Source organism: Shewanella baltica, from assembly GCF_900456975.1.
Taxonomy (GTDB): Bacteria; Pseudomonadota; Gammaproteobacteria; order Enterobacterales; family Shewanellaceae; genus Shewanella; species Shewanella baltica.
Map to the genome: position 1 here is coordinate 3,595,334 of NZ_UGYM01000002.1, position 12,595 is coordinate 3,607,928.

Annotated in this window: 8 protein-coding genes; 4 read left to right on the plus strand and 4 right to left on the minus strand. The window is 46.9% G+C overall.

Features of this window, described 5'->3' with window-relative positions; genetic code table 11:
• Positions 1–176 precede the first annotated feature (176 nt).
• A complete protein-coding gene (locus tag DYH48_RS16120) occupies positions 177–728 on the plus strand; it encodes a thioredoxin family protein (protein ID WP_011846020.1) in 552 nt (183 codons plus the stop codon).
• A 122-nt stretch (positions 729–850) separates the two neighbouring features.
• Here DYH48_RS16120 and DYH48_RS16125 read toward each other — a convergent pair whose 3' ends face one another.
• Positions 851–3,454: a TonB-dependent receptor plug domain-containing protein gene (locus tag DYH48_RS16125; RefSeq protein WP_115336151.1), complete on the minus strand. Its 2,604-nt coding sequence runs from the start codon at positions 3,452–3,454 to the stop codon at positions 851–853.
• 382 nt (positions 3,455–3,836) lie between these two features.
• Here DYH48_RS16125 and DYH48_RS16130 point away from each other — a divergent pair, with 382 nt between their 5' ends.
• The 3 genes from DYH48_RS16130 (at position 3,837) to DYH48_RS16140 (ending at position 9,047) form a co-directional block, all read left to right on the plus strand.
• Complete coding sequence (locus DYH48_RS16130) at positions 3,837–5,297, plus strand: sigma-54 interaction domain-containing protein (RefSeq protein ID WP_115335331.1); 1,461 nt, start codon at positions 3,837–3,839, stop codon at positions 5,295–5,297.
• Between the two features lie 172 nt (positions 5,298–5,469).
• On the plus strand, positions 5,470–6,942 hold the full coding sequence (gene ccoG, locus DYH48_RS16135; RefSeq protein ID WP_115335332.1) for a cytochrome c oxidase accessory protein CcoG: 1,473 nt from the start codon (positions 5,470–5,472) through the stop codon (positions 6,940–6,942).
• A 503-nt stretch (positions 6,943–7,445) separates the two neighbouring features.
• Positions 7,446–9,047 (plus strand): AMP-binding protein, encoded by a 1,602-nt coding sequence (locus tag DYH48_RS16140; protein WP_115335333.1) that lies wholly within the window; start codon positions 7,446–7,448, stop codon positions 9,045–9,047.
• Positions 9,048–9,171: 124 nt separating this feature from the next.
• Here DYH48_RS16140 and DYH48_RS16145 read toward each other — a convergent pair whose 3' ends face one another.
• The 3 genes from DYH48_RS16145 to hutX all read right to left on the minus strand — a co-directional run bounded on the left by DYH48_RS16145 (position 9,172) and on the right by hutX (position 12,474).
• Positions 9,172–11,076 (minus strand): ABC transporter transmembrane domain-containing protein, encoded by a 1,905-nt coding sequence (locus DYH48_RS16145; protein WP_115335334.1) that lies wholly within the window; start codon positions 11,074–11,076, stop codon positions 9,172–9,174.
• Between the two features lie 220 nt (positions 11,077–11,296).
• Positions 11,297–11,854: a heme utilization protein HutZ gene (gene hutZ / locus DYH48_RS16150; protein ID WP_115335335.1), complete on the minus strand. Its 558-nt coding sequence runs from the start codon at positions 11,852–11,854 to the stop codon at positions 11,297–11,299.
• Positions 11,855–11,892: 38 nt separating this feature from the next.
• A complete protein-coding gene (gene hutX / locus DYH48_RS16155; RefSeq protein ID WP_172599556.1) occupies positions 11,893–12,474 on the minus strand; it encodes a heme utilization cystosolic carrier protein HutX in 582 nt (193 codons plus the stop codon).
• Positions 12,475–12,595: the final 121 nt, after the last annotated feature.

The following is a 12,595-nucleotide window of genomic DNA, read 5'->3' on the forward strand; positions in this document are numbered from 1 at the left end:
TCAACAGCAGGCGCAAAACACAATTGCAACTGAATGCGTCAAAGGGCTGCACAAATTAAATCCCATAAATTCACGCTGATTTAAGCCGTTAACCGCTAAGATAAGCACGAATCTAAGTCTGTATTCCTAAGCCTCAATGTTTAATAAAGGCACGCCATTCTCCAGCAGGAAGTTTTATGAGCACTATTACTCTGATCAGTATTATCATTCTTTGCCTATTAATCGGCGCTATCTTGCTGCTGATTTGGCAAAGACAAAAAGGAAAAATCATACCGCTGGCGGTAATCTTTGTACTGGGATTTTTCGCCTTAGGACTTGGCGCTATTATTGGATTTGTGCATAAAGGCGAGGATTATCAAGCCTATCAAAAACTGCAATGGCACACCTTAGCGCCCGAGCAAATTGCGCCTCTGGTTGCCCAAGGCTATACCGTATTTGTCGATATTACTTCAGATTGGTGCACCATTTGCCAAACCAATAAAGCCGAAGTCACCCACAGGGAACAAATTGTGAATGCCTTAATGGCAGACAACATTATCCTGATGCAAGGCAACTGGAGTGAGGCCAACAAAACGATTGAAAGCTATATGCGCCACGAAGGTGTACCTGGTACACCCTACAATAAAATCTACGGTCCAAGCGCACCCAATGGCATTCTTTTGCCGTCAAAACTCAGTATGAGTGATGTGCTGAATGGCCTTGCTGCCGCACAAACGAATCGCAGCTAACGGAAAAATAACCAATAAAAAAGGCTGCACTGCAGCCTTTTTGCTCACTTCACTTCAAATCTATAAAAGCCAAATTTCTTGAAAGGTGGGTTAGAAATCGCTTCTATAAATTGGCTTACTCATTAAAAACGGTAATTTACACGGCCATAGTAGAAGCCACCGTTGTAATCGAATGGCCCACTTTCATAGTAAACGCCACCAAGTTGAGAATAAGCGTAATCATCGCCCACTTTCAGCTTTTGCGCTTTTTGGTCGAATAGGTTATTTGCCCCTACTGCCAGGGTTAAGCCATCAAATAACTCATAGCTCACTTCCAGATCTATGGTGACTGCAGCATCGGCCATTTCAGAACCCCAATCAGAGGTATCGTCAGCATGAGTCGCATAGTACTCACCGAAGTAGTTACCACGCAGTGACATGCTTAATTGATCCCATGACTGCGCCCAGGTCAAGGTTGCACGGTGTGCAGGAATACCATCTTCTAAACGGCGAACTTTGCCTTCATCAGTGGTTTCGGGATCGTATTTATCAACGCTGGTATCGGTCCAACCATAGGCAAGACTGAATTTAGCATTACCCGACAGAATTTCCGCATCATAGGAGGCGACGATATCGATACCTTGAGTCGTAGTATCAAAGTCGTTGGTGTAATAACTCACGCCTTGGATCAACTCAGGGAACTCAACGCCCGCTGCACGCAGCGCATCATAGTCTTTAGCTTCAACATCAATCTTACTCGACTGCGCAATACGACCCTCAACGCCAATGTTGTAATAATCGACCGTTAAGAAAAAGCTTTCGTATTCATACACTGCGCCTAACGCATAGCTTGTTGACTCTTCAGGCTTTAACACTTCCCCGCCATAAAATGCCGCAAGCGGATCGGTGGGTGGCGCAATAAACGTCTGGATCAGTTCACCTTCGATAATCGATGTCTGCGTGTTGACGACGTTTTCTTGACCCACGGTTGGCGCACGGAAACCTGTGCTGTGTGATGCGCGGAACGACAACTCATCCGTTGCGGAATACTGCAATGTCAGTTTGTAATTTAACGTATCACCAAAGGTCGAAAAGTCTTCGTAACGCAGTGCTAAACCGACTAACCAGTCATCACTTAAATAAGCTTCTAAATCCGTATAGATACCGATATTGTGACGAGAGTTTTTACCCGCAGATTCTGGACCAAAGCCTTTAAATCCGTGCGCACCTATATTGAAACCTTGGCTAGCATAAGGGCCAGCAATCCACGAGGCTTCATCACCTTGAAAAATCTCAAACGACTCATTACGCCATTCAAAACCAGAAGCAAAACTAATGTCTTCGATGCCGCCTATAGTAATGAAACGCGAGAAGTCTAAGTTAACTGTGGTTTCAACTTGCTCATAGGCACCCGTATCGAAATCAGTCGGTGTGTCTAATCCCAATGATGGATTTAAAGAATTTTTAAGGCCAAAGCTGGCTTTGTTACTGCCCGTACCGGCACTGAAATCATAATTCCACTCGCCGATATCGCCTTTTACACCGGCGAAGAAAGACATATCTTCAATGGTACCGGTGAACTGCGGCGTATAGCCACCTGGGAATATCTGGTTCATGGCAAAGCAATTGGGATCGGCAACCATCGCCTTGTAAGCATCAGTATCGAGTACGTTGCCGTCAGTATCAGGAATACCGTCGTTATTTGTATCAATTTTAGGAATAGGCACAGCCACACAAGTCGTTTTATCACCATTAACCGCGCCCACGAGTAAATTCTGACCATCGTCATTGGAATACACGTTGCTACGATTTTGTGGGTAACGATAATAGAAACCACCTACGGCATCGCGGGATGACAGGTTACCAAAGGCATAAGCATGCATATTGGCATTAATGTCTAAGCCTGAGTTGATGAACACTGAGTAGTCATCATTAATTTCAGGATTGCCCCATACTTGAGCGGGGTCATTAATCGCTGTATTACCCCGCACAGCTAAGTTAGCCGCATCGGGACGCTGCACACTTCGACTGGTTGCATCCGCATTTTTATACTGGAAGCTTAAGTTAACAAAGCCATTATCTGTCAGCGGTAAACCAACATCGCCTTCGACTGTGGTCGTAGCACCGTCACCCTCGTAATATTCACCTTGGGTCACTGTGATGGAGCCACCATCGGAATTATCTTTTAAGACAAAGTTCATGACCCCTGCAATCGCATCAGAGCCGTATTGCGCCGCAGCGCCGTCACGCAGCACTTCGACTTGCTTCAATGCAGAACCAGGAATAACTGAAATATCTGGGCCTTGAGCACCATCGTTAATGCCGCCGCCTTGGAACGCAATCACAGCTGCGCGGTGACGACGCTTACCATTGACTAACACTAAGGTACTGTCGGAAGGCAAACCTCGTAAGTTAACGGGACGCACTAAGGTTGCCGCATCACTAATGGGTTGAGCGCGCGAGTTAAACGAAGGTACCGATGTCACTAACATATCAATCATGTCAGTCGAACCATTCTTTTTAAGGTCGTCACTACTAATAATATCAATTGGAACTGGGGAATCGCCGATTGAGCGTGGTGCCGCACGTGAACCAACAACCGCAATCTTTTCCACGCCTTCATTTTTAACAGCAGCGTCTTCTTCCTCAGCCATGGCTTGCGGGCTAATGAAGCTACCAGACAAAGCTAATGTAATCGCCAAACTGACTGCACTTAATCCAAACTTCTGCTTCTTTGAGGTCATCATATTCATCCCAACTGCTTATTATTTTTTTAGAATACCTGACCTGCTTTATGCGATTCTCATCCCTAAACCTTGCAACTACGGTCAATACAAAGTTATTTTTTACATAACAATAACATTTTTATAACATAAATAAGACAATATCCAATGTTAAATCAGACTTTTGAATGAATATTAGTCATTTCTCTTTTAGATCAGTTTGTTATAGGTAAATATTTTTTAAGGTACCGCATTAGGTAAAAATGCATTTCAGAGTGCCAAAAATGTGAGTCCAAATGTCACCATAAAGAGGTAAGTACTCAATAGTTCAATCAAAAACACGATATATCGCGTCATACGACTTAAGGTATACTCAGGCAATACCGCCTAAACCTGAGTACCACAGATGACAAATGAGATTTCGGTCAATAATGAAAAATCGGTAGATAAGCATTTCTTACCGGAAAACCAGTTACTGCTTAACGCTGTCGGTGAAGGTATTTATGGATTTGATTTAAGCGGTAATGCGGTGTTTATCAATCCAGCGGCAGAATGCATGACAGGTTGGAAGAATGAAGAGTTACTGGGCAAAAATATCCATAACTGCCATCACCACAGCCATGCGGATGGTAGCCATTATCCCCAAGAAGATTGCCCGATTTACAACACCTTAAAGGATGGTATTACCCGAGAAATCACCCATGATGTGTTCTGGCGTAAAGATGGCAGCAGCTTCCCCGTGTATTACAGTTCCACCCCCGTTTACCGTGATAATGAACTGATTGGCGTAGTCGCGATATTTCGTGACATTAGTATTCAAAAGCAAACAGAGCAGTCATTACGCCAAGCATTGGCGCAAGTGCAGGCGCTCTCGGAGCGACTCGCCTCGGAGAATCATTATCTGCAGGCTGAACTTGCTGACAAAACGGGTGATGTGGATATTTCGGGCGCCAGTAGCGTGATCCGCCACATGATCCAGCAATTGCATATGGTGGCTAATACCGACAGTACTGTGCTCATTTGTGGTGAAAATGGCACAGGAAAAGAGCTCGTTGCCCGTAACTTACATCAACTCAGTCGCCGCAAAGACAAGCCGATGATCAGCGTCAACTGCGCCGCATTTTCGGCATCTTTGTTAGAAAGTGAACTCTTTGGTCACGAGAAAGGCGCATTTACCGGTGCCACCAGTCGCCGTAAAGGCCGCTTCGAACTTGCTCACCAAGGCACGCTGTTCCTCGATGAAGTGGCAGAACTCAGTTTAGAAGCCCAATCAAAACTACTGCGGGTCATCCAAGAGCAATCCTTCGAACGCCTCGGAGGCAGCGAAACCATTCAAGTGGATATTCGCTTGGTCGCCGCCAGTCACCACGACTTACTCAAGCGGGTCGAGCAGGGATTATTTCGGATGGATCTCTATTACCGCTTGAATGTATTCCCTATTCAAGTGCCACCACTGCGCGCGAGGATCGAAGATATCCCCGAACTCGTCAGCCATATACTGCACAGTTTGAATCGTAAGTTAGGCAAAAAAATCCGCGGTGTGAGCCAAAAAGGGCTGCAAAAACTCATGGCTTACACATGGCCGGGCAATGTGCGCGAATTGCAAAACATCCTCGAGCGCGAAGCCATTCTATCCCAAGGCGATATTCTGCAGATCCATGCGATGCCGAGCAACAACCCCTTAGCTCAAGCCCAAGGCCAAACCTTAGCAGAAGCGGAAGCCTTGCATATAGAACAGACTCTTAAACGCTTAAACTGGCGAATATCCGGTCCACTCGGCGCGGCGAATGTCTTAGGCGTTCCGGCAAGTACACTGAGATCGCGGATGAAAAAACTGGGGATCCAACGTCAATCGAGTGAAATATAACTCTAACCACACAAGCTAAAAACGCGATATATCGCCAATGTGTGATATATCGTGACTACCACTTAGCTCGCATCATAAAATAACCATATATATCATATGGTTGAATCAGTTAAAACTTGGCCTAGCGCTTGCTATAGGGAGGCGAATCTTATTTAAGCCGTTAGGACCCTTTATGCCCAAGAGCGAAGTTACCCCCAATTCTCCAAGTGTGAATAAGAGTGTGAACGCGAAACCTTCCTCAGTCGAGCTGCACATTCCGATTAAAATCCTCTCCAGCGAAACTGCAACAGGGAGCAATACGCCCTCTGGCAACATCCATTTTCGTGAGCAGAAAGGTGATTTTCAGCGCCTGCGAACCATGATGAATAGCCTGCTGATCGTGCTGTTTTTCGCCTTGCCGTTTATCTCAATCGATGGCCGCCAAGCGATATTGTTAGATATCAGCCAGCAACAGTTTTTCTTCTTTGGCATCACGCTATGGCCGCAGGACTTTACCCTACTCGCATGGATTTTTATCGCCGCCGCCTTCGGTCTGTTCTTTATTACCGTATTCTGGGGCCGCGTTTGGTGCGGCTATCTTTGCCCACAAACGGCGTGGACCTTTATCTATGTGTGGATTGAAACACGCATCGAAGGCAGCAGCAACAAACGCAAGCAACTCGACAAAGCGTCTTGGTCTGGCAGCAAAATAGGTAAAAGAAGCACCAAGCACTTACTTTGGGGTCTCGCCGCCCTGCTCACCGGCTGTGGTTTTATCAGCTATTTTATTCCCGCCCGCGAACTCTATCTCGACATATTGACGGGCAACGCCAGCTTTTGGGTGACTAGCTGGGTCTGGTTTTTCGCCATTTGTACTTATCTGAATGCGGGCTGGATGCGCGAGCAAATGTGTCTACATTGCTGCCCCTATTCACGTTTCCAAGCTGTAATGTTCGATGCCAATACTAAAACCGTGACCTATGATGCACAGCGCGGTGAATCCCGCGGCCCGCGTAAACGTAAGCAAGAAACTAATCTCAGAGAGAGCAATCTTGGTGATTGTGTTGACTGTAATTTATGTGTCGAAGTGTGCCCAACAGGGATAGATATTCGTAACGGCTTGCAATATGAGTGCATCAACTGCGGTGCCTGTGTCGATGCTTGTAATGAAACCATGTTGAAATTCGATTATAAACCGAACCTTATCGGCTACATGAGTGAGAATGATCTTAAGGGAGTCAGCTACTCCTATTGGCGCTCGCCGCGATTTTTAGGCTACGGCGCAGCGGTCGTGATCATGCTGATAGTGATAGGTTTAGATTTGAATAGCCGCAGCGAGATCCAGCTTAACGTGATCCGAGACCGTCAGAGCCTGTACCGCGAAACGGCTGACAATAAGATTGAAAATACCTATCAGCTGAAGATCCGCAACAAAACGCAGGACACTAAGCAGTATCAACTCGCTGTTGACAGTGAAATGCCCTTCAGCTTGATTGCCGATCCTATTATTACCTTGGCTGCAGGCGAACAAGTCGACTATCCCGTCACTGTATTAGCCGATAAGGATGCCATCCCCTCGGGGCGCAAAATGATCCAATTCTCGGTGACGGATGTGAAACAGCCAAGCCAGCAAGTGAGTCAAGAAACTGGATTCTTCAGTCCCTAGGCTTTTAGCGGTTAATATCGGTAACCGTCTACATTAACCGCTAAATCGGCGCTTGGGGAGTCAACCCAAGCGCCGTTCTAAATCAAACACTCATCCCCAAAAGACAGTGTGTTTCTTGCGATATCTTTAGCGCTTCTTCGTTCAATAAAATCCAATCTTAGGCATCTATTAGCAGTGGCTGCAATCCATCTGTTATTCGACGTTACGCAAAATAAGCTTAAGCAAAAGCAAATTGAATTCTTATAAACATACCCATTACAAAATCTCGAATGCTCTCCACTCACGCACTATTAGTGCTTTATCGATGACACGATAATTACGCTATCCTTAACGCCTCAGCTTTAGAGTAAAAATACTATTTGTTACATAAAGATACCGTTATTGGCATAGCGATGTTTTTCGCGATAAGCATTGACCTCTAGTGCTAACACCCTCTAATCTAAACACCTGTTTAACTCCAGAATAATAACAACTAATAAACATCATCTTTGAGGTAGTTCAGCATGGCATACGATCAAGACTCTCAACTCAAACTAGACTACTCATCACTGGTCGATCTGATCGAGAAAACCAGCCTACGTTATGGCGATAAACCCGCCTATGCCTGCCTTGGTAAAACCAGCAGTTTTAATGAGATAGAACGCGACTCTCGTTACTTTGCCGCCTATTTACAGAATAAGACCACACTCAAACCGGGCGATCGCATCGCCATTCAATTGCCCAATATCACCCAATTTGTCATCGCGGCCTACGGCGCCATCAGGGCTGGGCTAATCCTTGTTAACACGAATCCCTTATATACCGAGCGCGAGCTTATTCATCAGTTCAATGATTCTGGTGCTAAAGCGCTCGTGGTGTTATCCGACCTATTGCCGACCTTGGCCAAAGTCATCGACAGCACTCAAATAGAACTTGTCATCTCCACCCATCCTTTAGATTTGATCGATCCGCATGTGCAGCCAAAAACAGGGCTTAAGAATGTCGAGTTTTGTCAGATTTTAAAGCAAGGGGCTGACCTTCCCTTTAGCCGATTCATCTCAAACCTCAACGACCTCTCGGCGTTGCAATACACAGGTGGCACGACAGGATTATCGAAAGGTGCCATGTTGACCCACGGCAATATGCTCGCCAATGCGGCGCAGGTAAAATCCCGCATCGCGAGCGTGATCACCGAAGGGGAAGATATCTTTGTTGCGCCGCTGCCGATTTACCACATTTATGCGTTTATGGTGAACTTAGTGCTGTATTTCGAGTGCGGCGGTTGCTCGGTATTAATTCCAAATCCGCGTGATATTAGTGGCTTAATTAAGACACTCGCCAAATACCCCTTCACGGGATTTGCAGGACTCAATACCCTGTTTGTCGCCCTATGCCATCAACCCGAGTTTAAGGCGCTGGACTTTAGCCACTTAAAAATCACTATCTCTGGCGGCACTGCACTCACGGCCGCAGCGGCGAATATTTGGCAACAGACGACAGGCAATATGATCAGCGAAGGTTATGGATTATCTGAAACCTCACCGGTGATTTCACTCAATGCGCCCGGTTATCAAAAGCTTGGCACTATTGGTAAACCTGTGATTGGCACTGAAGTTAAACTCTTAGATGAAAACAACCTTGAAGTGCCCTTAGGTACGGCGGGAGAATTAGCCGCGCGCGGCCCACAAGTGATGCGGGGTTATTGGAATAATCCGCAGGAAACCGCCAATGCCATGACTCCAGAAGGTTTCTTTAAAACCGGTGACATTGCCATAGCAACAGCGGAAGGTTTCCATCAAATTGTTGATCGCAAAAAGGATATGATCATAGTCTCAGGCTTTAACGTTTATCCCAACGAGGTGGAAAACGTGCTGGCGAGCCATCCAAGTGTGATCGAATGCGCCGTGGTGGGAGTAAAAGATGAACACTCGGGCGAAGCGGTTAAAGCCTTTATCGCGCTCAAGGATGATAGCCAAGATCATCAACAGGCTAAAGAGGCCATTCTAACCTATTGCCGCGAGCAATTGACCGCCTATAAATTGCCAAAAGTCATTGAATTTATGACGCAATTACCTAAGAGTACCGTAGGTAAAATTCTGCGCCGCGAGCTAAAAGATAAGGCTTGAAGACCGCACTTACAGTGCCGTACTTAAAGACAAAGCTGATTAACAAAGCTTAGCAACAAAAGCACAATAAAAGACCCAGTGAGCTAGCTTGAGCGTTTCAGCTAGCAACTGGGTTTTATTTTACCTAAATTGTCTCATTCAAGGCGCTGGCATTGGCCTCTTCGGTTAACAATTGCAGACTGGCAAATTCACGATATAACGCATTGGATTGCATCAACTCTTGGTGGCGCCCGCAGGCAACAATCTCGCCCTTATCGAACACAAAAATCCTATCGGCATTGATCACCGTCGATAAGCGATGGGCAATAATTAAGGTGGTTTTACCCGCCATCAATACGTCCAACGCTTGCTTCACTTTCTGCTCGCTTACCGCATCTAAGGCGCTGGTCGCTTCATCGAGTAACAATATGGGTCTGTCGGCTAAAATCGCCCGCGCAATGGCGATCCGCTGTTTTTGCCCACCAGAAAGTCGCACGCCACGCTCGCCTAAATAGGTTTGATAACCGTCAGTAAATTCGCTAATAAACTCGTGGGCACGGGCCGCGATACAAGCATCTATCACTTCTTGCTCAGTCGCATCGACGCGGCCATAACGCACGTTTTCAAGTACGCTGGTCGCAAAAATCACAGAGTCCTGCGGCACCAGAGCAAACTGCGCCCGCAAATCCTGTGGCAGAAGCTTGGCAATATCAGTCCCTTCCAGTCGAATACTGCCAGTGCTAGGCACATAAAAGCGCTGCAATAACTGGAACAAGGTACTCTTACCCGCGCCACTTGGGCCGACTAAGGCGACCCGCTCACCCGCGGCAATAGCCATATTGAGCTGTTTTAGCACTAAGGCATCATGCTCTGGATAGGCAAAGTTGAGTCCTTCTATGACTAACTCTCCACTGACCTTGGCGGGTAAAACAATAGGATGAGTTGCAACGGGAATATCCACTGGCGTTTCAGCCAGTTCAATTAAACGCTCGGCGGCGCCAGAAGCCCGCTGAATTTCGCCGATTACTTCGCTAATGGTCGCCACAGCGCCTGCAACCATCACAGCGTAAAACATAAAGGCGGATAACTCACCGCCCGTCATCTTACCCGCCATCACATCGTGGGCACCGACCCAAGTCACCATAGCAATCGCCGCGATACTTAAAAACATCACGGTTGAGATCAGCAAGGCACGGTAACGGATCCGCCCGCTTGCCGCAGACATCACATCTTCGACGCGGGTATTGAATAAGCTACGGTCTTTATCTTCATGACCATAGGCTTGTACCGTATGAATTTCATGAAGTGTTTCATCCACATAAGCGCCGAGATCGGCAACCCTGTCTTGGCTTTCTCGCGCCAGCGTACGCACTTTACGACCGAAAAAAATCACCGGTCCCAACACTAAAGGTACGGCCAACAACACCAGCAATGTCATCTTAACGCTGGTGATCCCCATCATCACCAAACCACCAAGTACCGTCACACTTGAGCGCAATGCCATAGATAAACTCGAGCCCACCACGGTTTGCAGCAAGGTAGAGTCGGCGGTAAAACGGGAGATCACTTCACCGGTGCGCACTTTAGCGTAAAAGGCGGGGGAAAGTTTAAGCAGTTGATTGTAAACAGTTAGACGAATATCGGCACTGACCCGCTCGCCGAGCCAAGTCATTAAATAGAAGCGGCAAAACACCGCTGTGCCACTGACGGCGGTAATTCCGAGCACTAACAATATGATTTCATTCAGCCGCTGCGCATTGTCGCGCACAAAGCCTTCATCAACCATTAAGCGCACACCTTGGCCCAATGATAGCCAAGCGAGTGACCCTATCATCAAGCAGATAATCGCCGCAACGACTTTCAGTTTGTAGGGTTTAAGAAAACCCATAATCCAAGGCAATACGGATCTTTGCTGCGCTGAGGTTGGTTTAACCTTCGAAGCATCAGCGCTTGTTGTAGGCGTGACTGGAATTAACTTTTCGGGCAATTGCTCTGCGCCAGCATTAATGGGTTCGGAAGATTTAGCTAATTCGACGGTCGGCTCTGTCACTGGGATATCCTTCGGGTAGGGAACGGCAATTCAAGCATAACATTCACCTGAACTGGGTATCTGCAAGCCGTTAACAGCGCAGCTTTGCTTAAAGCATATCAATTAGATGCTACCTGTTGCGGGTAAATTCAAGGGCAAAGCGTGGTTTTACTCAAAAGAAAAGCATAAAAGAAACCCGCAGCGAGTGCGGGTTGGTTTTATTGCCATCGCTTAGCGCGACTTAAGCGACTTGCTGGTTTTCCGGCGTTTTTGGCGTGCCATGGTGGCCATCACGCTTCCAATCCACATCTAACAACTCTGCGCCGCTCAGGCTAAATGCTTGGCCAAAACCTTTCACATAAAGACCTTGATGGGGCGCGAGCTTGTATAAGTTAAAATCGGTTAATGCCGCAAGGTTATCGGACATTTCGCCAAAACGGGCCGATAACACACTAACGCCCTTAATAAAGGCGGGCGTATCACGGGGCACGGCCTCGGCAATCGCATCAAAGGTCAAACGCTTGCGGGCAAAAACCGATTTGGCCGCGGTTTCATCCTCAACTAGCATCACAGAGACCTTAGATGAGTGCTTTAAGTTATGACCATGACGGGCTAAGTCACTCACCAGAATATAAAAACCATCATCAGCCAGTGCGAAGGGGGCATAACTCGCATTAGGCTGGCCATCTGTACCTAGCGTGGCCAGTTGTAAGGTTTCCCTTTGCTGTTTGAAGGCTTCTATCTCAGGTAAAAGCTTGTCTCTTAAACGTTGTTCTTGTTCGGTCATTTCAGGCTTCATTTGCTGTGTTCCTTAAATACTGTCGTTAATGCTGCAATTCAGATATGTGATTGCACCGAGGCAAAGGCAGTCGCGAGTGCTTTAAATTGGCGAACTTGCTCAGGAAACAGCGCTCTTTGTTTATCACGACCTAAATATACTTTGAATACGACCTCCCCTTCGCTGCCGAAGAAGTTAATCGAATGGCTCTCGCTGCCTCTAAAAGGTCTGCTGATCAAAGCGATGCCACGCATGGCATCTAATTTGAGATGCCCGTGCAAACCGTCGCCCTTGCTGTAGAGGTTGTAATAACCGTGGGCATATTTTCCCTCGGGAAAATCCCCTTTAAATTCAAATACACTGCCCGATAACATCACAATAGTGGTTAACTTTCCCCATTCGGGTAAGGCTTGCAGTAATGTATCGAGCTGAGTTAACGGGACAAACACCACTTGTTCGGGCGGCAGGGCGGCAACGACTTCGAGCTCGGCAATACCTAATTCACTGGCGAGCTGCGCTGGCATTAAATCAGCTTGTTGCTCAAATCGTTGTCGCAGTTGCGTTTGTTGCTCACTTAGCTGACGTTGCTCAGAGCCTAAATCTGGCGCGACATCGAGCTCGCTATCGAGTGTCATCTTCATTTTACTGTCTCCAGCGGTAGTGACTATTGAGTGGCTTGGCATTAAACGCTGGCTCCCGTTTACCGCTTGATCAGATTTAACACTCAGCATTTGCCGAAACGGAAGTCAGCACTTTAATGCA

Excerpts from the sequence above, each read along its gene's own strand:
- DYH48_RS16125 (WP_115336151.1), bottom strand. The coding sequence starts at position 3,454 with ATGATGACCTCAAAGAAGCAGAAGTTTGGATTAAGTGCAGTCAGTTTG.
- DYH48_RS16140 (WP_115335333.1), top strand. The coding sequence starts at position 7,446 with ATGGCATACGATCAAGACTCTCAACTCAAACTAGACTACTCATCACTG.
- DYH48_RS16120 (WP_011846020.1), top strand. The coding sequence starts at position 177 with ATGAGCACTATTACTCTGATCAGTATTATCATTCTTTGCCTATTAATC.
- ccoG (WP_115335332.1), top strand. The coding sequence starts at position 5,470 with ATGCCCAAGAGCGAAGTTACCCCCAATTCTCCAAGTGTGAATAAGAGT.
- hutX (WP_172599556.1), bottom strand. The coding sequence starts at position 12,474 with ATGAAGATGACACTCGATAGCGAGCTCGATGTCGCGCCAGATTTAGGC.
- hutZ (WP_115335335.1), bottom strand. The coding sequence starts at position 11,854 with ATGAAGCCTGAAATGACCGAACAAGAACAACGTTTAAGAGACAAGCTT.
- DYH48_RS16130 (WP_115335331.1), top strand. The coding sequence starts at position 3,837 with ATGACAAATGAGATTTCGGTCAATAATGAAAAATCGGTAGATAAGCAT.